We start from the raw sequence: 19,759 nt of genomic DNA, 5'->3' as shown, positions 1-19,759 counted from the left end.
CTAAGCTGAACCGCACTATGGTGACGAGGCAGAGAACACACGTCGACGGTGGTCGTGAACGAGCAATCACGGAAGAGCTGCGCGAGGGCGAAGACGAGTTCCGCAACGATATCGAGCGGATCAGGTTCTCACCATACTTTTCAAGACTGTCTGCTGTGACGCAGGTCATCCCTCAGGCAGGGTCGGGAACGGTAATCCACAATCGTCTGACGCACTCGCTGAAGGTCTCGGCTGTCGCCCGGTCGATCGCCATCGGCCTGCGCACCTCCGATGACGATACCCAGGCGCTTGTGACCGAACTCGGCGGCTGCGATCCTGTTGTCGTGCAGGCCGCGGCAGCTGCCCACGATCTCGGACACCCGCCATTCGGCCACCTCGGAGAGCAAGAGCTCGACCGCGTCGCGCGTCACACCCTGGGCCTGCCCGACGGTTTCGAGGGCAACGCGCAGACCTTCCGCATCCTCACGGCCCTCGACAGCTGCGACGCAACGGCCCGCGGACTCAACCTCACCCGGGCCGTACGGGCGGCCGTGCTGAAGTACCCGTGGACGAGGAATGAGTGGCGGACCATCCCCGGTCGGGCACCGGAGGAGATGCCGCGCGGTGTGGGCACCGAGCTGGCGTCGGGGGCCCAGAAGTTTTCGGCCTACGACATCGAAGCCGACGACATGGCCGATGCTCTCTCGGTCTTTCCCGCCATCGCCGAGCACCAGCAGACTCTCGAATGCTCGGTGATGGACATCGCCGACGACATCGCCTACGCCGTGCATGACCTCGACGACTTCTACCGCGCCGGCATCCTGCAGTACACGACAGTGTCTGCCGAGCTGCGCGCGTGGCTTGACGGGTGGACGCAGCTGGCAGCATCCGATTCCACTGAATTAGACCCGCGTCAGCCCGGCCACGCCCTCGAACTCGCGTGGCGCCGCGTGCAGGCGAAGGACCCGTGGATCGCCGATGCCGACGCCTTCCGCGAATCAGTTGAGCGCGTCGGCACCGATCTTGTCGACGGGCTGCTCGCGGTGCCCTACGACGGAGGGCTCGAGGCCGACCGGGCTGTGACGGGGTTCACCCGCCGCTGGATTGACAGGCTCAAGGCGTCCATCGCCGTCGAGCGCACACCGACCGTGCGCAGTGGTCATGTCAGACTCGCGGATGCTGCCTGGCACGACGTGATCGTGCTGAAGTTCGTGCACTCGCGCTTCGTGCTCGATCGCTCAGACCTCGCCGTCTATCAGCGGGGGCAGACGCGCATTGTCGCGTCACTCGCCGAGGGCTTTCACGCGTGGCTCGCGGACCGCGACGATGCCGACCGGGCGCCCCGGCGTCTGCTCGACTCGGTCGAGGCTGCGACCGACGAATATCGGCAGTTGCGCGCCGAGAAACCGGAGCTGTTCGAGCACGGCGGAGGCGCCGAAGTCGAACGTCTCGGCCGTTCGCGGGCGATCGTCGACTACATCGCCTCGTTCACCGACGCTCAGGCCGTTGGCGTGAACGCTCTTCTGACGGGCACGTCCGAGGGGCTGTGGGAGGCCGGGCGCGGTCTGTAGAGACGCCGGCGATCACCGGTGCGGCTCCGCCGTCGTGGCGAGGGCGATCACCGACTCGACAGCGCCCACCATGTCAATCGACGGGTCGAGAAGCCACTGTGTCTGCAACCCGTCCATCGTCGCGATCACTACGGTTGCGAGCTGCGCAGCGCTGACGTCCGGGCGTAGGCGTCCGGCATCCTGCTCCGCCGCGATCGCCTGCGTCAACGTCGTGCGCAGCGTGGCATAGCGCTCGGTGAAGTACGGGTTTGCCGGATGTTCGCCGTCCGTCGCGTCTGCGGAAAGTTGTACGTAGAGCCGCACGAGACCGCCGACGTCGGCATTGTGGCTGATCGTGTCGGTCAGGGCGTCGAAGGGATCCGACACCAGATCGCGGCGGCGGGCATCGACGTCATCGCGCTTGCGCAGGACCTCGGTGAACAGCTCCTCCTTCGAGCTGAAATAGTGCAGCAGCCCCGCCTGACTGAGCCCGACAGCATCCGCGAGCTCGCGCACTGACGTGCGTCGATAGCCATTGCGTGCGATCACCTCGAGCGCCGTCGAGAGGATCTCTTCACGTTTTGCCACGCCTTTGGCGTATGAGCCCCGCTGTGCCATGCGCTCTATCGTACGGTGCACGCCGTCTGATCGGATGCCCCTTGGCAAACAAAACCGAATGACATAAGGTTTTGGTGACGCGATGGTGCACGGCCATCGCCCGAACCCTCGAGGAGTGCCATGACCGCTGAATTCACCACACGCAGCGCCGCCGACGTTGTCGCCGGACTCAGCATCGAGCAGAAGGCCGCACTCACGAGCGGCGAGAACTTCTGGGAGACCAAGGCGGTCGGCGATGTCCCGTCGATCATGCTGACGGACGGCCCGCACGGGGTGCGCAAACAGACCACGGGCGCCGATCATCTCGGCATCGGAGACAGCGTCCCCGCCACCTGCTTTCCGCCCGCCGTTGCGCTGGGCGCCACGTTCGATCCGCAGCTTCTTGAGCGCGTCGGCATCGCCCTCGGCGAGGAGGCCAGGGCCGAGAACGTCGGGGTTCTGCTTGGCCCCGGCATCAACATCAAGCGCTCCCCGCTGTGCGGCCGCAACTTCGAGTACCTGTCTGAAGACCCCTTCGTGAGCGGTGAGCTCGGTGCCGCGCTCGTGCGCGGACTGCAGTCGCAGGGCGTGGGCGCATCGCTCAAGCACTTCGCCGCGAACAACCAGGAGCACGATCGCCTGCGCGTCAGCTCAGATGTTGACGAGCGTCCGCTTCGTGAGATCTACCTGCGCGGATTCGAGCGGGTCGTCACGGCCGAGCAGCCGTGGACGGTCATGTGCTCGTACAACCGCATCAACGGGGTCTACGCCTCAGAGAACCACTGGCTGCTCACCGAGGTGCTGCGTGATGACTGGGGCTTCGAAGGTCTCGTTGTCTCGGACTGGGGCGCCGTGAACGTGCGCACGCACGGTCTCGCCGCAGGTCTCGATCTCGAGATGCCGGCGACGGGCGGTCGATCGGATGCTGAGATCGTCGCCGCCGTGCACGCGGGCGACCTGGACGAAGCTGTGCTCGATGTGGCGGCGGAGCGCATCGTATCGATCGTGCAGAAGGCCGTCGCGAACGCGCGCGACGACGCCTCGTACGACAGCTCCGCGCACCACGCGCTCGCCCGCGAGGTTGCGGGCCGCGGCATCGTACTGCTGAAGAACGACAACGATCTGCTTCCGCTGCCGTCGGCAGCATCCCTCGCCGTCATCGGCGAATTTGCGCGCACTCCCCGCTACCAGGGCGCCGGCAGTTCACTCATCAACCCCACACAAGTCGACGACGCGCTGAGCAGCATCCGGGCCCGACACGACAACCCGGATGCCGTCACTTTCGCGCCCGGCTTCACGCTCGACGGAAGCGAGGGGGCGGGGCTGGCCGACGAGGCCGTCGCTGCCGCTGCAGTCGCCGATGTGGCCGTCATCTTTGCCGGGCTGCCGGCGGCCGAAGAGTCCGAGGGCTTTGACCGTGAGCACATTGACCTTCCCGCGGCCCAGCTGGAGCTCATCGACCGCGTCGTCGCGGCGAACTCGAACACCGTGGTGGTCCTGTCGAACGGGGGCGTTGTGCGTCTGCCGTTCGCCCCAGCGGTTCCGGCGATTCTCGAGGGCTGGCTGCTGGGTCAGGCCGGCGGCAGCGCAACGGCCGACGTGCTGTTCGGCGATGTCAACCCGTCCGGGCGTCTGGCCGAGACCATTCCCGTGCGCATGCAGGACACTCCCGCGTATCTTGACTTCCCGGGCGAGCGCGGCCACGTTCGCTACGGCGAGGGGATCTTCGTCGGCTACCGTTGGTATGACGCCCGCGAGACCGACGTCGCCTTCCCCTTCGGCCACGGGCTCTCGTACACGACGTTCGCCTATGCCGATTTTGCCGTCACGGCGGATGCTGCGGGCCTGACCGCGCGCGTCCGTGTGACCAACTCCGGCGAACGTGCGGGACGCGAGGTCGTGCAACTGTACATCGGGCTTCCCGAATCAACGGTGCAGCGTGCGCCCCGCGAGCTGAAGGGCTTTGCTGCAGTCGACCTTGCGGCGGGCGAATCGCGTGAGGTCGAGATCGTCGTGCCGCGCGAGGACCTCGCCTACTGGGACGTGCGTGCGCATCGCTTTGTGGTCGAGGGCGGGGAGTACGCCGTTTCGGTCGGGGCGTCGAGTCGTGACCTGCGTAGCAACGCCACAGCGGCTGTCGAGGGAGACGAGGTGCTTGTTCCGCTGAACGGGGAGTCCTCGATCGGGGAGCTCAGTGCCGATCCGGTCGCCGGTCCCATGATTCAGCAGGCGATGAGCGAGCTCATGGGAACCGAGGCTGCCGCAATCGCGTCTCAGGATTCGATCCATAAGATGATGGCGTCATTCCCCATCGGCCGCGTCGCGAACTTCGGCGTCGGAGTCGACCCCGAGAGTGTGCAGCAGCTGCTCGACGCCGCGAATGCTCAGCGCCAGACGCCCAACGCCTGATCTGTGAGCTGCGAATCCTGATTCGCGGCCCTCTGCCACGCCCGCAGCGACACCCGTTCGTGCGGGGCTACTGAATTGGAACTGCGCCCCAGAAAATTCTGGAGCGCAGTTCCGAACGGGTAGCGCAGGGTGGGATGGCGGTGTCAGTACCACCCGGTCGACTGCGAGTGGCCCCAGGCCGCGCACGGCGAGCCGTACGTTCCCGAGATGTACTGCAGCCCCCACGTGATCTGGGTGATCGCGTTCGTCTCCCAGTCGGAGGCAACGCTTCCCATCTTGCTTCCGGGAAGTGCCTGCGGAATGCCGTAGGCACCGCTCGACGGGTTCGACGCCGTGTATGACCAGCCGGACTCCTTGTTCCACAGCGACACGAGGCAACTGAACTCGCCCTCGCCCCAGCCGTACTGGTCAGCGGCCATCGTCTTGGCTGCGGCCTTCGCGCCCTCGGGCGTGTTCGCTGCGGCCTTCTTCTTGGCCTCTTCTTCGGCACGCTTGGCTTCTTCGGCCGCCTTCTTCTCGGCCTCCTCAGCCTTCTGCTTCTTGGCCGCGGCGCTGGCTTCAGACACAGATGCGGTCTCTGTTTCGGTCTGCTGCACGAGGCCCAACGTGAATGTCGGTGTGAGCTTGCGGTAGTCGGCGAGGCGCTCAACGAGAGTTTCGAGGTCGTGGGTGTCGACGGACTCGTCGGCGTCATCGAGCACGCCGTTTGCACTGTCGAGAGTTTCCTGTGCGCTCGAGTGCGCCGTCTGCTCAGCGCGCAGCTCATCGCTGGCCTGCGCCACGGCGGCAGCGGACTCTACAACCGGGTCAGCCTCCGTTGTGGGAGTCGCCCAGCTCGCGGCCAAGCCGGTTCCGCTCAGCGCGAGGGTGAGCGCCAGTGTCGCGCCAACGCCAGCGCGTGTGCGCCGACGATTGCGGGCTCGGCGCATCCGGGCCAGGTGGTTGCGGCGGGGGAAGGGGGTGAGAGGCTCGTCGCCGGTGTCGGCGTCACGCGCGGATGTTTCAGCAGAGGTCATTGCATCTCGAGGGGTCGGGGTCAGGGGACAATGCCGCATGCGCGTTGCTCATTCGGGGAGCACGCTCCTCACGGCTTCGGGCGCCGGAGGTCTGGGGCACGACTGTCGAGGCTGATGCATGTTTCTGAATGGTTTCTTACCGTGAACGGGGAATTTGCCTCAGCCGTATGCGTCACGCGCGGGCCGCGCGCGTTTGGTACAAGGCGCGAACGGATGCTGCGATGCGCCACGTCGCCCGCCATGACGCGGATCGTCGGCTCACCAGCATCCGGAATTCGACTCGCGCGCCGTGCTCGTCCGTGTCTCTGCGCCGGCGGCTCATAATCCCCTGAATGCGGAGTTTTTCTGCTCTCCAGACAAATCTGCGGCCGTCACGGGCGGGTGGCCAGCGGGAATCCGGTCCACCTCAGATCGTCGGGAAGATGCGACATATCATTGAACATGACCACCGTCGGCGGATGTGCAGGGCGGAACTGCAGCACGGTCAACGCCGTGTTCGCGCTGCTGATTCCGAACCAGCGACCCGGCGGGGCGTCAAGCGCGTGGCAGAGCAGCCAGGCGATCGGGTAATCATGGGTGATGAGCACCTCGTGCGTGTCGGCCCCGGCCTCTGGAGTCGAACAGAAGCGTTTGACGAGCGAGACAGCGGTGCGGTGGTCGGCATCAGCCTCGGCCGTGTCAATGCCGTCGACGAAACCTCGCATCGCGGCGGGCATCGCATCGGCGGGAGGCACCCAGGGCACATGATCGATGAGCTCAGGGGCCTCTGCGACCGGCGCGGAGGGGATGTGCCGGGCAACCGTGAGAGCGGTGTCTGCGGCGCGCGGCAGCGGAGAATGCCAGATGGCGTCGACGGGGACCCGCGCCAGGCGGGAACCGAGCAGCTCAGCCTGACGCCGGCCCGCGCCCGTGAGCTCGCCAAAGGCATCGGCAGCGCCGTGACGCGCTATGAAGAGGTGCCGAACCGCCATGAGAATCTCCGTTCTTTCGCGTGGTCATTCCTCGGTGATGGTGCCGAGGTGCCCGTCGATCGTGAGGGTCGCTCCGTCGGTGACACGCGTGGTCGCGTCGGCAACGCCGAGAACGGCAGGGATCCCATGTTCGCGTGCGACGATGGCGGCGTGTGCCAGCATCCCGCCGCGTTCGGCGACGACTCCGGCAGCGCGTTGCAACAGGGGAGTCCAGCTGGGGTCCGTGCTCGGGCAGATGATGATGTCTCCGGGCATCACGCGCGAGAAATCAGCGGGGCCGAGCACCACCCGCGCGGGCCCGGTTGCCCGCCCGGAACTACCGCCGACGCCGGTGAGATCCGACGCGCAAGCCTTACCGGCACGATCCGGCATCGGTAGCGCCGCGGTGATCGGGCGGGCCTGAAGGATCCACAGCGTCTCGCCGTCGAGCGCCCACTCGATGTCACGAGGGCCGCCGAACAGATCCGCGATCTCGGCGCCCAGCCGAGCGATCCTCGCCACCTGCTCGTCGGTTAGCGTCGAGGCGCTGCGGTGGGTCTCGCCGACGGCGCGGGTCACGAGCGTTCCATTCTGCACGTCGACGCGTGACTCTGTGCTTCCGAGACGGCGGTGGAACGTGCCGTCACCATCGATGCGAAACCTGTCGGGCACGACACGCCCCTCCACGACGCTGGGACCGAGACCCCACGACGACTCGATCAGCGCGGCCCCGTCGAGTGTTGCTGGCGTGAAGAGGACGCCGGAGGCCTCAGCGTGCACCATTCGCTGCACGATGACGGCCATCGTCGGGTGCTCGGTTGTGTCGGCGGCGCCCGCTGTCAGTCGGGAGGCTCTGGCCCGTTCGGAGTGCAAGGAGAGCCGGCAGCGTTGTATTGCCGCGAGGAGCGCGTCCATTCCACTGACACCCAGGATGCTCTCGTATGCGCCCGCCTCGGACTCGTGCGCCGAATCTTCACTCGAGGCCGACGACCTCACGGCGACAACGGGCGATCCCATTCGGGCATAGGCGCGCTCTACGTCGCGTCGTTGTTCTTCTGAAATCGGCCCGTCGGCCGGATGCTCCGCTGCGGTCGACAGCACGAAGCCCTCCGGCACCGGCAGCCCCGCGCGGAGCATGGTGCCGAGTGCTGCCGCTTTCGCGCCGGCTGTCGCCACAGAGGCAGATCGAAGATCGCAGAGCATCAGCATCCAATCAACAAATTATTGACAACATTATGTTGATACTGCACGATGGGGCTATGCCACGCAACCCAGAACCATCCGCCGAGAACGACGAGCAGCTGCAGGCGGATCGCGAACAGCGCGCCCGAGACCGTCTGACATCGCGCGCGGCGAACAGTATCTCCGCGCAGCCGTGGCGCCCCTCATCGGTGCCGCCGACAGCCGTCGATCTTGTGCAGTTCGCTGTGTGGCAGTCGGCAGATGCTGAGCCCGACGACCTGGCTGATGCTCTCGCACTGCTGCCCGCTGCTCAAGCCGAGGTGGAGGGGCTTGAAACCGGGATGCTGTTCGCGGCACGAAGCGCCGGGCTCACGTGGGCCCAGATCGCATCCGCCATGGGCTTCAAATCGCCGCAGGCCTGCCAGCAGCATTTCACACGGCTGCTCGAGCGTCGCGAGACGTCATGAGAGGCGTGGATGCGTCACTGAGCGGTGTGCTCCACGGCATCCGGATTCTGGGATTTGCCGATGCGGATGCCGTTGCCCGCCGCGTGGGAATGCCGGCGGAAGCTGTCGCCGAGGCGCTGGAAGATGCCGAAGCGCACGGCTGGACCTCCCGCGCGGGCTTCGCGGATCTCTCAGGCTGGACGCTGACAGAACGAGGACGCATCGAGAACGAGCGACTGCTGGCCGAGGAACTCGAGCGTGTCGGCGGAGGAGAACACCTGCGCGAGGTCTATCGCGAGTTTCTTCCGCTCAACGAGAGGCTGCTGCGCGCCTGCACGGACTGGCAGCTCCGGCCGAACGGTGACGATGACGAACGTCTCATTCCCAACGACCACGCGGACGCCGATTGGGATGCTCGTGTGCTCCGAGAACTGAGTGAGATCGAGCACGCTCTCGCACCGATCAGCGAAGAGGTTGAGAACATTCTCAACCGGTTCGGCGGCTACGACGTGCGGTTCACCGCGGCGCTGCGGCGTGCGCGAGGCGGAGAGCTGGAGTGGGTGGCGGGCAGCGAAGTCGATTCGTGCCATCGCGTCTGGTTCGAGCTGCACGAGGACCTCATTGCAACTCTCGGCATCGACAGGAGCGCCGGCTAGCGCATTTCGGCTCTTTTCCTCGGGACCCGCTGGCGCATAACCTAGAAGCGGAGGAACGACGATGGCCGACCAGCGCAAACAGACGAGTCCGCGGCACGCCACGCCTGACCCGGCAGAGGGATCGGGCAGTGTCGGAGGGCCACCGAAGTGGAATACAGAAGAAGAGCGCTGGGCCGCCGTCGAGACAGCGCTCGAACTGGCCAGGCGCCGCGGCGACTTCGACAATCTCCCCGGTGCCGGCAAACCGCTCGAGGGGATCGACAAACCACGTGACCCTGACTGGTGGATCAAACAGAAGATCGAGACCGAACAGCTGACCGGAATCGCGCCGCCGGTCTTTCAGCTGCGCAAAGAGCACGAGAAACTCGACGAGACCCTCGATGCCCTCCCCAGCGAGAAGCAGGTGCGCGACTACCTCGACGACTTCAACGGGCGCGTACGCGAGGCTCGACGGCAGCTGCATGGCGGCCCGCCCGTCGTGACGCCGACTCGAGACATCGACGCCGATGTTCAAGCCTGGCGTGCCCGCCGTGACGCGCACGCGCAATCGGATGCTGTCGTCGACGAGCCGTCTCGGCCAGCTCGGCGTCGCTGGTGGCAGGGGAGACGTGGTAGGCAAGAGGCATGACCTCGACGCCGAGCACCGCCGACCCTGACACCCCGGAACGTGACGGAAGCACCGTCGTGCAGACCACGGCCGGAGCGGTGCGGGGCACGCAGCTCGGGCCGCACCAGGTCGCCTTCCTCGGCATCCCGTACGCCGAGGCTCCCACGGGTGAGCGCCGCTTTGGCCTCCCGGTTCCCCACGAACCGTGGGAGGGTGTGCGCGATACGACACGGTACGGTGCCACCCCGTTGCGCGACTACATGACCGGCATCACGCTCATTCCCGAACCGTCGTACCCCGGAGACGAGACGCTCACCGTCAACGTTTTTACACCAGACACGACACCGGATGCTGCGATGCCCGTGCTCGTCTGGATCCACGGCGGTGGGTTCACCAGCGGGTCGCCCTCATCGCCCTGGTACGAGACGGGAAGCTTTCCGCGCGACGGCGTCGTCGTTGTCTCGGTGTCTTACCGTCTGGGACTCGACGGCTTCGGCGTGATCGATGGGGCTCCGGGAAACAGGGCTGTCCACGATTGGATGCTGGCGCTGGAGTGGGTGCGCGACAACATCGCCGCTTTCGGAGGGGATCCCGAGCGCGTGACGATCGGGGGTCAGAGCGCGGGCGGAACCGCCGTGCTGACACTGCTGGCGACACCGCGAGCACAGCCCCTGTTCGCGCGGGCGATCGCGGAATCTCCGGGTGCGAGTACGGGCGATCGTGCGGAAGTCGCCGTCAACACATCGCAGGTGGCGACGCAGCTGGGCATTGCCGCGACGCGTGATGCCCTTGCTGCAGTGCCCGAGCGAGACGTGTTCGACGCACAGCAGACGGTGCAGAAGAACAGCATGACGCTGACGAAGGTGCGCCAGCTGATGAACGGGGCGAGTTCGATGCCGTGGACTCCGGTTGTCGACGGCGATCTGATTCCGTACACCCTCGCTGACGCATTCGACCGAGGAATCGGGGCCGACAAGCCGTTGCTGATCGGAGCGAATGCGACAGAGACTACTGCGCTGCTTCTCGATGCGCCCGGTGCCCTTGACCTGCTTCCGCCGACGCTCGCGCTTCGGCTCGCGGGGCTTGGGCGCAACGTTCAGGATTACAGACGATTGACGCCGGGGCGGACGAGATGGGTGTTGGGAAGCGCGATGACGGACGCCGTCTTCCGCTTCACCGTTGCTCGTGCGCTCGCCTCGAAGATGGGCGAGGTTTACGCCTACGACTTCCGACTGCCGTCTGCGCTCCCGCACCACCTCACCGGGCACTGCATGGAACTGCCGTTCGTGTGGGACTGCCTTGACGGCGAGAACGTCGAAGCCAGTACGGGAAAGAACCCACCGCAGGGCGTTGCCGACGAGATGCATGCCGCGTGGGTGCGGTTCATCTCGACGGGCTCAGCCCCGTGGTCTGCCTTTGACCCAGACGGTGAGCGATGGGGCCAGCGCTACGACAGGACGTCGCGCGCCGAGCAGGTCTTCGATCGAGAACTCACCCTCGTGGCACTCGACACCGTCTCGAAGCATCCCGATCACCGGGGAGCTGCCACAGCGTAGCTGTTCGCAGTCGCGAAGGCGACAACGATGCGGCAGATGACGCCGTGTGACGCTCGCAGCTCGTCACGCTACGAACTGTGACGGGAGCCGGTATGGCGACGGCACGACGGCACCGTAGCGTCATGACATCACAGCGCCGCACCCGCGGCATCCACTCGCCCCGTCACGAGGTCTGCCATGTCACGACACGCCACACTTGCCGCTCTCGCCGTCAGCGCTGCCGCGATGATGGCACTGACATCGTGCGCGGCCGGAGCCTCGTCTGCCGACGAAGGCGACGGCGGCACTCTCGTCTATGCGCACCAGCAAGAGCCGCCCTGCGTCTACGGCGGGTGGATCGAACAGGCGTACTTGAGCTATCAAGTGCTCGACAGCCTCACGTCGCTCGATGAAAACGGGGACGCCGTCGCGTGGCTCGCCGAGTCGTGGGCGACGTCGAAGAACGGGCTCGACTGGACGTTCGAGTTGAAAGACGGCGTCTCATTCACAGACGGCACCGCTCTGACAGCATCCGTTGTCGCGTACAACATCGAGTACTGGATGGCTGGCGGCAACAGCACGGCGAAAGTCTGGCTTGACGGGTACTACTCGTCGGCAGAGCCCGTCGATGAGGACACACTCATCGTGCATCTCGACAAACCGTATCCGCGACTCGCTGAGACGCTCGCCCAGGGCTACTTCGGCATTCAATCGCAACAGGCGCTCGAGACACGTACCGATGAGCAGAACTGCGAGCAGCCAATCGGCAGCGGTGCGTTCACCGTAGCCGAGTGGAATCGGGGCCAGAACATCCTGCTCGAGCGCAATGACGACTACACGTCGTGGCCGGCGAACGCGAAGCACGCCGGACCCGCCCTCGTGAAAACCGTCGACTGGCGATTCGTCCCCGACGGCACGACACGGGCCTCAGCGTTTAAGAGCGACGAAGTCGACGCGATCTACGATGTTCCGAGCGTCGAATGGACGACCCTGGAGCAGGGCGGGTTCGATCTGCAGAAGTACGTGACGCCCGGGCGTCCGCAGCAGCTCGCCTTCAACACCGCTCAGGGGCCGTTCACCGACGAGAAGGTGCGCAAAGCCTTCACCTACAGTCTCGACCGCGAGACGCTCGTCGAGACAATCGGACTCGGTGTCATCCCGTACGAGGGCAACGGTGCTGTCAGCCAGTCGACGCCGGGATACAGCCAGAAAGCCGCAGACCGATACACGTACGACGTCGAGAAGGCGGAGGCCCTGCTCGACGAGGCGGGCTGGGATTCGACGAACGCCGACGGCATCCGTGTGAAAGACGGAAAGGCGCTTGAGGTCACGCTGCCCTACGGTGCGGGAACCATCATCAACGCCGAGGGTGCATCGATCCTGCAGGGCGTCGCCGAGCAGGCGAAGCAGGTCGGCTTCGATGTCACGCTCATCCCCGTTCCCCCGAGCGAGCACTTCGCGGGTGCCTACACGCAGCGCGACGAACGGGACATCGCTGCGGGGTACTGGACGAGCGTGACCGCGGGGATCATGTGGATCAACTGGAGAGCCGACACCGACGAAAGCCCGAACGGTAACAACGCGGCGTTCTACAACTCGCCAGAACTCGAGGACATCATTCTGCGTGCCAACTCAGAGTCAGACATCGACGAGCAGAACGCGCTGTACGCCCAGGCGCAAGAATACATCGCCGACCACGCGCTCTCGATCGGTCTCTACGACCGCTTGAGCACACTCGCCATCTCTCCGTCTGTCGCGGGCATCTGGCAGGAACACTCACAGGGAGGACCGGTCTTCCATGACGCACATTTCACCGCCTGAGATCGACGAGGCAGGCTCGACACACGCGCGACATGAGACGGATGCTGCCGCCGGCAGCGCACGCCGAACCGCAAACCGCATCACGCTGATCCGACGCATCGTCGGCAAACTGCTCGGTGCCGCCGTTACGCTCTTCGGCGCGGCGACCGTCGCGTTTCTCGCGCAGCTCGCGCTTCCCGGTGACCGTGCGACAGTGATCTTCAACATTCGCGCCGGGCAGGCCATCGAGCGCACGCCCGAAGAGCTCGCCCAGATCAACGAGCAGTACGGCCTGCTCAACCCCGTGCTCGTGCAGTACGTCGACTATCTGCGGGCTCTCGTCTCGGGAACGCTCGGGATGTCATATCAGCAGTTCCGCCCCGTCAGCGAGATCATTCTCGAACAACTCGGTCCGACGCTCACCCTCACCGTGACCGCGATTGTGCTCTCGTGGCTGATCATGGTCATCTGGGTCACCCTCACGGCAGGCCGCGGGCCGCGACTGAGCGCCTTCGGAGCGATGGTCGACACCACGGCCGCCGGTCTGCCGCACTACTGGCTCGGCAGCATCCTGCTTGTCGTCTTCGCCCTCGGGCTCGGCTGGTTTCCCGTGATCAGCGGCACGAGCACCATCGGGCTGCTTCTGCCTGCGCTGACCCTGGCGATTCCGCTCGCCGGGTTCATGGGGCAGGCCACGCGGGCAGAATTCGAGCGAACGCTGCAGCAGCCGTTCATCGTCACGGCGCGCATGCGCGGAATGAGCGAAACCGGCGTGCGCCTGCGCCACGTGCTGCGGCACTCGGTGCTGCCCGCGGTCACGCTGTCTGGCTGGGCGCTCGGGGCCACGATCTCGGGTGCCGTGATCGTGGAGTCGCTGTTCTCACGTCAGGGCATCGGCACCGTGCTCATCACGGCGGTGAACGCGCAGGACCTGCCCATTGTCACCGGCATCGTTGTGCTCATCGCCGCCCTCTATGTCGTCGCGAATCTCGTCGTCGACGTCATCTACACGCTCATCGACCCCAGATTGCCTCTCTCATGACTGCCGTTCACACGTCGCAGACCCCGCAGACTCCACCGGCCCCACAGACCCCACCGGCACAGCCATCGACACGAGCTGGCCGGCGACAGCATCCGTATGGCCTGTACGCGGCGCTCGCCGTGACGGTGTTCTTCATCGTCGCGCTCGTCGCCCCGCAGGTGCTGGCGACGCACGATCCGTTCGCTCTCGCGCTGCACGATGCCCTGCAGCCGCCAAACCTTGCGCACTGGTTCGGCACGGACGAACAGGGCCGTGACCTCTACAGTCGCATCATCTTCGGGGCACGTGAGTCATTGCTGATCGGTGCGGGAGCCACGGCCGTGAGCATCACGCTCGCGCTCATTCTCGGCGCCGCAGCCTCTCTCGGTGGACGCGTGGTCGGGGCGATCGCCGCGCGCCTCATCGAGATCCAGTTCGCATTCCCCACGCTGCTGCTTGCCCTGCTTCTCGTGGCCATCGCCGGTCCGTCCGCCGTGTCGCAGGTCTTCGCCGTCGCGATCGGGACGGCCCCCGGGTACGCGCGGATGGTGCGGGCGCAGATTCTCACCGCGAAGACGAGCGGCTACGTCGAGGCGGCCACAGCTCTCGGGCATTCGCGTGGCAGCATCCTCGGCAGACACATCATTCCCAACGCCGTGCGCCCCCTGGTCGCCGTGATTGCGATGTCGGTCGGGCAGTCGATCGTGTGGGCGTCGAGCCTGTCGTTTCTCGGTCTCGGCGTTGCGCCGCCCTCGCCTGAGTGGGGCGCTCTTCTCGAGGCGGGGCGGCTGTACATCACACACGCGCCGTGGCTCACCGTCGTCCCCGGACTCGTGATCGTCGTGATCGCGATCACCGCAACGACGATCGGGCAGCATCTGCAGCGGGCCCTGGAAAGTGGAGAGAAATGACAACAACACTGGTCAGCGAGCAGGATGCTGCCGCGCAGCCCCGCGCAGCAGACGACGTCGTGCTGCGCGCACGAGACCTCACTGTTTCGTTCACACGGGCCGGGCAGCAGCATCAGGTCGTGCACAGTGTCTCGTTCGAGCTTCGGCGCGGTGAATGCCTCGCGATCGTGGGGGAGTCGGGTTCGGGTAAGTCCGTCACGGCACGCACTCTCGTGGGGCTCACGGGCGCGGGCGCACGCGTCGACGCGGGTGAACTCAGTCTTGACGTGCCCGGCACGACGGATCGTGTCGACCTTGCGCACACGCGTGAATCTCAGTGGCGTCGGCTGCGCGGGCGCCGCATCGGATTCGTTTTGCAGGATGCCCTTGTCTCGCTCGACCCGCTGCGGCCCGTGGGCAATGAGATCGAAGAAGCATTGCGCCTGCACGGGTGGGGCCGTCGCGCCGACCGCCGTCGCAAAGCGATTGAGCTTCTCGATTCCGTGGGCGTTCCGCAGCCGGAGCAGCGTGCCAGGCAGCGGCCGGACGAGCTTTCGGGCGGTCTGCGACAGCGCGCGCTCATCGCCTCGGCGCTCGCGCTCGACCCCAAGTTGATCATCGCAGACGAACCCACGACAGCGCTCGACGTCACCGTGCAGGCGCAAGTGCTGGCGCTTCTCGCCGACACCAAACGGCGCGGCGTCTCGCAGATCCTGATCAGCCACGACCTCTCCGTCGTCGCCGAGCTCGCCGACCAGATCGCCGTGATGACGAACGGCCGCATCGTCGAGGCGGGCACGGCGGAGCAGGTTCTGCGCGATCCGCAGCATCCGTACACCCGACGTCTGCTTGCCGCGGTGCCCGGGCCGCACACGCGCGGCGCACGACTGAGCGACCTCGCGCCTGTTACAGCGCAGCGTCACCCGCACCATGACGATGGCGACACCGGCCCCGTGCTCGAGGCACGAGGCCTTGTCAAGCGCTTCCCCCGGCCCGACGGTTCGGTGGCGACAGCGGTAGACAACGTCTCGTTCACGCTTGAGCGCGGGCAGACGCTCGGAATCGTCGGCGAGTCAGGGTCGGGAAAGAGTACGACGGCGCGCATCGCGCTGGCACTTTCGACACCGGACGCCGGTGAGGTGCGGCTCGTCGGCCGAGACTGGTCTCGCGTGAGCGAACGCCGCCGCCGCGCGCTTCGGCGCCGCATCTCGGTGGTCTATCAGGACCCACTGAGTTCGTTTGATCCACGGTGGAACACCGAGCGCATTCTTCTCGACGCGCTTCCACCGGGTACGCCGCGTGCGATTCGACAGTCGCGGGTGCGCGAGCTCGTCGAGCAAGTGGGCCTCACGGATGCTGTGCTGCAGCGGTTCCCGCTGACGCTGTCGGGCGGGCAGCGGCAGCGCATCGCCATCGCTCGCGCGCTTGCGCCGTCGCCGCAGATTCTCGTCCTCGACGAAGCCGTGTCGGCGCTCGATGTTTCGGTTCAAGCGCAGATTCTCGACCTGCTTGACGACCTCAAGCGTCAGCTGGGGCTCAGCTATCTGTTCATCTCACACGATCTCGGGGTGATCAGCCACATGAGCGACGACGTGCTCGTCATGAAGGACGGCCGAGTCGTGGAGCACGGCACGGTTGAGCAGATCTTCACGGCACCCGAACACGCGTATACCGCAGAACTGGTGGGGGTGACGAGCGTCGCCGCGCGACAGCATCCGGAATCTCTCACTCTGACCGACGCCGAGTGACACCAGGCTTTTCCCACATCAGACCTTTTCCACATCAGAGGAGCACAACAATGACCGATAACGCACAGAGCACACCGCTGCTGTTCAACGCCTTCGTGATGAACACGAATTCGCATATTCAGCACGGCCAATGGCGCAGACCGGATGCCGGTCAGACGGAGTTCAACGACGTCGACACGTGGATCGGTCTGGCCAAACTGCTGGAGGCCGCGAAGTTCGACGGCATGTTCTTTGCGGATGTGACCGGCCTGTACGGCGACGCTGATGCGCCGTACGACGTGTACGTGAATGAAGGGCTGCAGATTCCCAGCAACGACCCGACTGTGCTGCTGTCTGCGCTTGCCGTGAATACGACGCACCTCGGTCTCGCTCTGACATCGAATGTGATGCAGAGTCATCCGTTCCATTTCGCCCGCCAGATCTCGACGCTCGATCACATCACCCGAGGCCGCGTCGCCTGGAACATCGTCACGGGTATGCAGGACAACGGAGCCCGCAATTTCGGGCTCGACCGCCTCGTCGACCACGATGAGAGGTACGAGTGGGCCGAGGAGTACGTGGACGTCACCTACAAACTGTGGGAGGGGTCGTGGGACGAGGGAGCACTGCTGAAAGATCGGTCAGGGGCGTACTCCGACGTGTCGAAAGTGCATAAGATTCACCATCAGAGCAAGCGGTACAGCGTCGAGGGGCCGCACCTGCCGTCGCCGTCGCCGCAGCGCACGCCCGTGCTGTACCAGGCAGGGTCATCCGTCGCCGGGCGCAGGTTTGCGGCGCGCAATGCTGAAGCGACATTCATCGTCGCCCCGAGCCCCGAGATCGCGCGGCAGCAGATCGACGAGACGCGTGCGCTCGCCGTGGAATACGGGCGGAGGCCGGAGGACATCAAGTTCTTCCAGGGGCTGAGCTTCATCATCGGTGAGACCAAGGAAGAGGCAGAGAAGAAGGCTGACGAATACCTCGAGTATGTGTCGGTCGAGGGATACGCGGCGCATTCGGCGATTGTGGACCCGGACGGCCGCGTCTACCCGCCGGAGACGCCGTTGAAGGATGTGCAGACGAACTCGGCGCGCGGCTTCGTTGAATGGGCATCGCGGTACATCACCGACCGGGAGCCCGTTGTCGGTGATCTCGTCCGATTGCGGGCGCGCGAGGGCACGATCATCGGGACGCCCGAGACAATCGCCGATCAGCTCGAGGTCTGGCAGGCCGCGGGCGTCGACGGCATCAACGTGATCAACTGGGTGATTCCCGGCTCGTTCGAGGACTTCGCCGACAAGGTGCTCCCGGTGCTCCGTGAGCGCGGGTTGGCAAAGAGCGAGTACGCCGAGGGGACGCTGCGTGAGAAGCTGTTCGGTCAGGCGCGTCTCAACGACCGTCACCCGGCAGCGCGTTACCGTGGTGCTTTCAGCAAGGTGCCCGCGGGCGTCTAGCTCGGGGTGACGAGGCCTGCGCCATTGAATGCTCTGTTCCGCTGATGCGGTGCAGAGCATTCACCTGTCAGTGGCGGGGCTTGCGCGCCTTGCGGTCGTCCTTGTTCCAGCTGCCTTCGCGCTTCGGTCCACGCTTGTTGCCGCGGTCGAACGAGCCGCTGCGACCGCTGTCGCGCTTGCGGGGCCCGAACTTGTCTGGCTTGATGTCGATCTGCACGCCACTGACGCGGGTGCTTGCCACACGTGAGAAGAAGTCGTGTGAGAGGTCGGCCGGAAGCTCAACGACGGAGAAGTCGAGGCGGATGTCGATGGCACCGAAGTCTTCACGGCTGAGGCCGCCCTCGTTGGCGAGAGCGCCCACGATCTGACGGGGGTCGACACGCTGCCGACGACCGACCTCGATGCGATACGGCGCCATCGGCTTCGACGAGCGCTTGCGGCGTTCGGGGCCGTCGGCGTTCCTCTGCTTCGTCTTGCGGTCGTCGCGTGCCAGCTTCACTTCGTCTTGCGGCGAGAGCAGCAACGGGGTCTCGCCCTGTGCGACGACGGCAAGTGCAGCAGCCACGTCAGTTTCTGGCACGTCGTGGTGTTTGACGTAGTGCCCGATGATGTCGCGGAAGGCGTCGATGCGCGTGGTCTGCTCAAGCGCAGAGGTGATCGCGTCATCAAAGCGCGTCAGACGGGTCACGTTGACCTCGTCGACGCTTGGCAGCTGCATCTGTTCGAGCGGCTGACGCGTTGCCTTTTCGATCGCGCCGAGCAGGCGGCGCTCGCGCGGCGTGACGAAGCTGATCGCGCTTCCGCTGCGCCCGGCACGACCCGTGCGCCCGATCCGGTGCACATAGGACTCGGTGTCGATGGGGATGTCGAAGTTCACGACGTGGCTGATGCGGTCGACGTCGAGACCGCGCGCTGCGACATCGGTGGCGACGAGAATGTCGAGCTTGCCCGATTTCAGCTGCCCCACGGTGCGTTCGCGCTGCGCCTGGGCGACATCACCGCTGATGGCGGCAGCCGAGTAGCCACGTGCACGAAGCTTCTCGGCGAGGGTCTCGGTCTCGTTCTTTGTGCGAACGAAGACGATCATGCCGTCGAAGTTCTCAACCTCGAGGATGCGCGTGAGAGCATCCACTTTCTGCGGATACGACACCATGAGGTACCTCTGCGTCGTGTTCGCGGATGTCGTCGTCTTGCTCTTGACAGTGATCTCTTCGGGATCCGAGAGGTACTTCTTTGAGATGCGGCGAATCTGCGCGGGCATCGTCGCTGAGAACAGGGCGACCTGCTTCTCATCCGGGGTCTCGGCAAGGATCGTCTCGACGTCTTCGGCGAAGCCCATCTTGAGCATCTCGTCAGCTTCGTCGAGCACGAGGTACTTGAGTTCGGAGAGGTCAAGGGTGCCCTTGGCAATGTGGTCCATGATGCGCCCAGGTGTTCCGACGACGACGTGAACGCCGCGGCGCAGGGCGGAGAGCTGCACGCCATATGCTTGCCCGCCGTAAACGGGGAGGACGTGCACACCGGCGAGATGCGACGCGTACTGCTCGAATGACTCACACACCTGGAGCGCGAGCTCGCGTGTGGGGGAGAGCACGAGCGCCTGAGGCGCTTTCTGGGACTTGTCGAGGCGCGACAGGATCGGCAGTGCGAACGCCGCGGTCTTTCCCGTTCCTGTCTGGGCCAGGCCGACGACGTCGCGGCCCTCGAGGAGCGTGGGGATCGTCGCCTCTTGAATGGCGGAGGGGGTTTCATAGCCGACGTCGCGCACGGCCTTCAGCACAGCATCGCTGAGCCCGAGATCGGCGAACGTCGTCTGGGGCTGCGCGGAATCTTCCGCGCGCGATACAGAGCTGTCAGTGGAAGTCATTAGATCCACGGTACTCGCCTTATCGTCACGATCTTATCGAGATTCCGCTGGCGGGGCCGTTTTGCGCGGAAAA

The 19,759-nt window shown here is 65.6% G+C and carries 16 protein-coding genes; 11 read left to right on the top strand and 5 right to left on the bottom strand.

Annotation, left to right across the window (positions count from 1 at the left end; all coding sequences use genetic code 11):
* The first annotated feature begins 17 nt into the window (after positions 1–17).
* Entirely contained in the window at positions 18–1,550 is a 1,533-nt protein-coding gene (locus tag OK352_RS13020) for a deoxyguanosinetriphosphate triphosphohydrolase family protein (RefSeq protein ID WP_265141916.1), read from the top strand.
* 12 nt (positions 1,551–1,562) lie between these two features.
* On the opposite strand, the gene OK352_RS13015 is transcribed toward OK352_RS13020, so the two are convergent.
* Positions 1,563–2,147: a TetR/AcrR family transcriptional regulator gene (locus OK352_RS13015; protein ID WP_265141915.1), complete on the bottom strand. Its 585-nt coding sequence runs from the start codon at positions 2,145–2,147 to the stop codon at positions 1,563–1,565.
* A 120-nt stretch (positions 2,148–2,267) separates the two neighbouring features.
* Here OK352_RS13015 and OK352_RS13010 point away from each other — a divergent pair, with 120 nt between their 5' ends.
* Positions 2,268–4,535 carry a glycoside hydrolase family 3 C-terminal domain-containing protein gene (locus tag OK352_RS13010; RefSeq protein ID WP_265141914.1) on the top strand — a complete coding sequence of 756 codons (2,268 nt, stop codon included), beginning with the start codon at positions 2,268–2,270 and terminating at the stop codon, positions 4,533–4,535.
* Between the two features lie 143 nt (positions 4,536–4,678).
* On the opposite strand, the gene OK352_RS13005 is transcribed toward OK352_RS13010, so the two are convergent.
* The 3 genes from OK352_RS13005 to OK352_RS12995 all read right to left on the bottom strand — a co-directional run bounded on the left by OK352_RS13005 (position 4,679) and on the right by OK352_RS12995 (position 7,677).
* The gene (locus OK352_RS13005; RefSeq protein ID WP_265141913.1) at positions 4,679–5,551 is read right to left on the bottom strand and encodes an aggregation-promoting factor C-terminal-like domain-containing protein; all 873 of its coding nucleotides are present in this window, start codon (positions 5,549–5,551) and stop codon (positions 4,679–4,681) included.
* Between the two features lie 371 nt (positions 5,552–5,922).
* Positions 5,923–6,522: a histidine phosphatase family protein gene (locus OK352_RS13000; RefSeq protein WP_265141912.1), complete on the bottom strand. Its 600-nt coding sequence runs from the start codon at positions 6,520–6,522 to the stop codon at positions 5,923–5,925.
* Between the two features lie 24 nt (positions 6,523–6,546).
* Positions 6,547–7,677, bottom strand: a complete 1,131-nt coding sequence (locus tag OK352_RS12995) for a PEP/pyruvate-binding domain-containing protein (RefSeq protein ID WP_265141911.1) — start codon at positions 7,675–7,677, stop codon at positions 6,547–6,549.
* 83 nt (positions 7,678–7,760) lie between these two features.
* Here OK352_RS12995 and OK352_RS12990 point away from each other — a divergent pair, with 83 nt between their 5' ends.
* The 9 genes from OK352_RS12990 (at position 7,761) to OK352_RS12950 (ending at position 17,819) form a co-directional block, all read left to right on the top strand.
* On the top strand, positions 7,761–8,150 hold the full coding sequence (locus tag OK352_RS12990) for an SANT/Myb-like DNA-binding domain-containing protein (RefSeq protein WP_265141910.1): 390 nt from the start codon (positions 7,761–7,763) through the stop codon (positions 8,148–8,150).
* A complete protein-coding gene (locus OK352_RS12985; protein ID WP_265141909.1) occupies positions 8,147–8,785 on the top strand; it encodes a transcriptional regulator in 639 nt (212 codons plus the stop codon). The genes OK352_RS12990 and OK352_RS12985 overlap by 4 nt, the downstream gene beginning before the upstream one ends.
* Positions 8,786–8,846: 61 nt before the next feature.
* Positions 8,847–9,413: a DnaJ family domain-containing protein gene (locus OK352_RS12980; RefSeq protein ID WP_265141908.1), complete on the top strand. Its 567-nt coding sequence runs from the start codon at positions 8,847–8,849 to the stop codon at positions 9,411–9,413.
* Positions 9,410–10,948 (top strand): carboxylesterase/lipase family protein, encoded by a 1,539-nt coding sequence (locus OK352_RS12975; protein ID WP_265141907.1) that lies wholly within the window; start codon positions 9,410–9,412, stop codon positions 10,946–10,948. The genes OK352_RS12980 and OK352_RS12975 overlap by 4 nt, the downstream gene beginning before the upstream one ends.
* 177 nt (positions 10,949–11,125) lie before the next feature.
* Positions 11,126–12,748 (top strand): ABC transporter substrate-binding protein, encoded by a 1,623-nt coding sequence (locus tag OK352_RS12970; RefSeq protein ID WP_265141906.1) that lies wholly within the window; start codon positions 11,126–11,128, stop codon positions 12,746–12,748.
* On the top strand, positions 12,726–13,769 hold the full coding sequence (locus OK352_RS12965) for an ABC transporter permease (protein ID WP_265141905.1): 1,044 nt from the start codon (positions 12,726–12,728) through the stop codon (positions 13,767–13,769). Before OK352_RS12970 ends, OK352_RS12965 begins: the two co-directional genes overlap by 23 nt.
* Complete coding sequence (locus OK352_RS12960) at positions 13,766–14,659, top strand: ABC transporter permease (RefSeq protein ID WP_265141904.1); 894 nt, start codon at positions 13,766–13,768, stop codon at positions 14,657–14,659. The genes OK352_RS12965 and OK352_RS12960 overlap by 4 nt, the downstream gene beginning before the upstream one ends.
* A complete protein-coding gene (locus tag OK352_RS12955) occupies positions 14,656–16,386 on the top strand; it encodes a dipeptide ABC transporter ATP-binding protein (protein WP_265141903.1) in 1,731 nt (576 codons plus the stop codon). The genes OK352_RS12960 and OK352_RS12955 overlap by 4 nt, the downstream gene beginning before the upstream one ends.
* Before the next feature lie 50 nt (positions 16,387–16,436).
* The gene (locus tag OK352_RS12950; RefSeq protein ID WP_265141902.1) at positions 16,437–17,819 is read left to right on the top strand and encodes an LLM class flavin-dependent oxidoreductase; all 1,383 of its coding nucleotides are present in this window, start codon (positions 16,437–16,439) and stop codon (positions 17,817–17,819) included.
* Between the two features lie 67 nt (positions 17,820–17,886).
* On the opposite strand, the gene OK352_RS12945 is transcribed toward OK352_RS12950, so the two are convergent.
* Positions 17,887–19,686 (bottom strand): DEAD/DEAH box helicase, encoded by a 1,800-nt coding sequence (locus tag OK352_RS12945; RefSeq protein ID WP_265141901.1) that lies wholly within the window; start codon positions 19,684–19,686, stop codon positions 17,887–17,889.
* Positions 19,687–19,759 lie beyond the last annotated feature (73 nt).

It is taken from the genome of Microbacterium sp. MPKO10 (assembly GCF_026107415.2).
Taxonomy (GTDB): domain Bacteria; phylum Actinomycetota; class Actinomycetes; order Actinomycetales; family Microbacteriaceae; genus Paramicrobacterium.
Note: the sequence above shows the minus strand (reverse complement) of the source record. Positions and strands in the feature narration are given on the sequence as shown.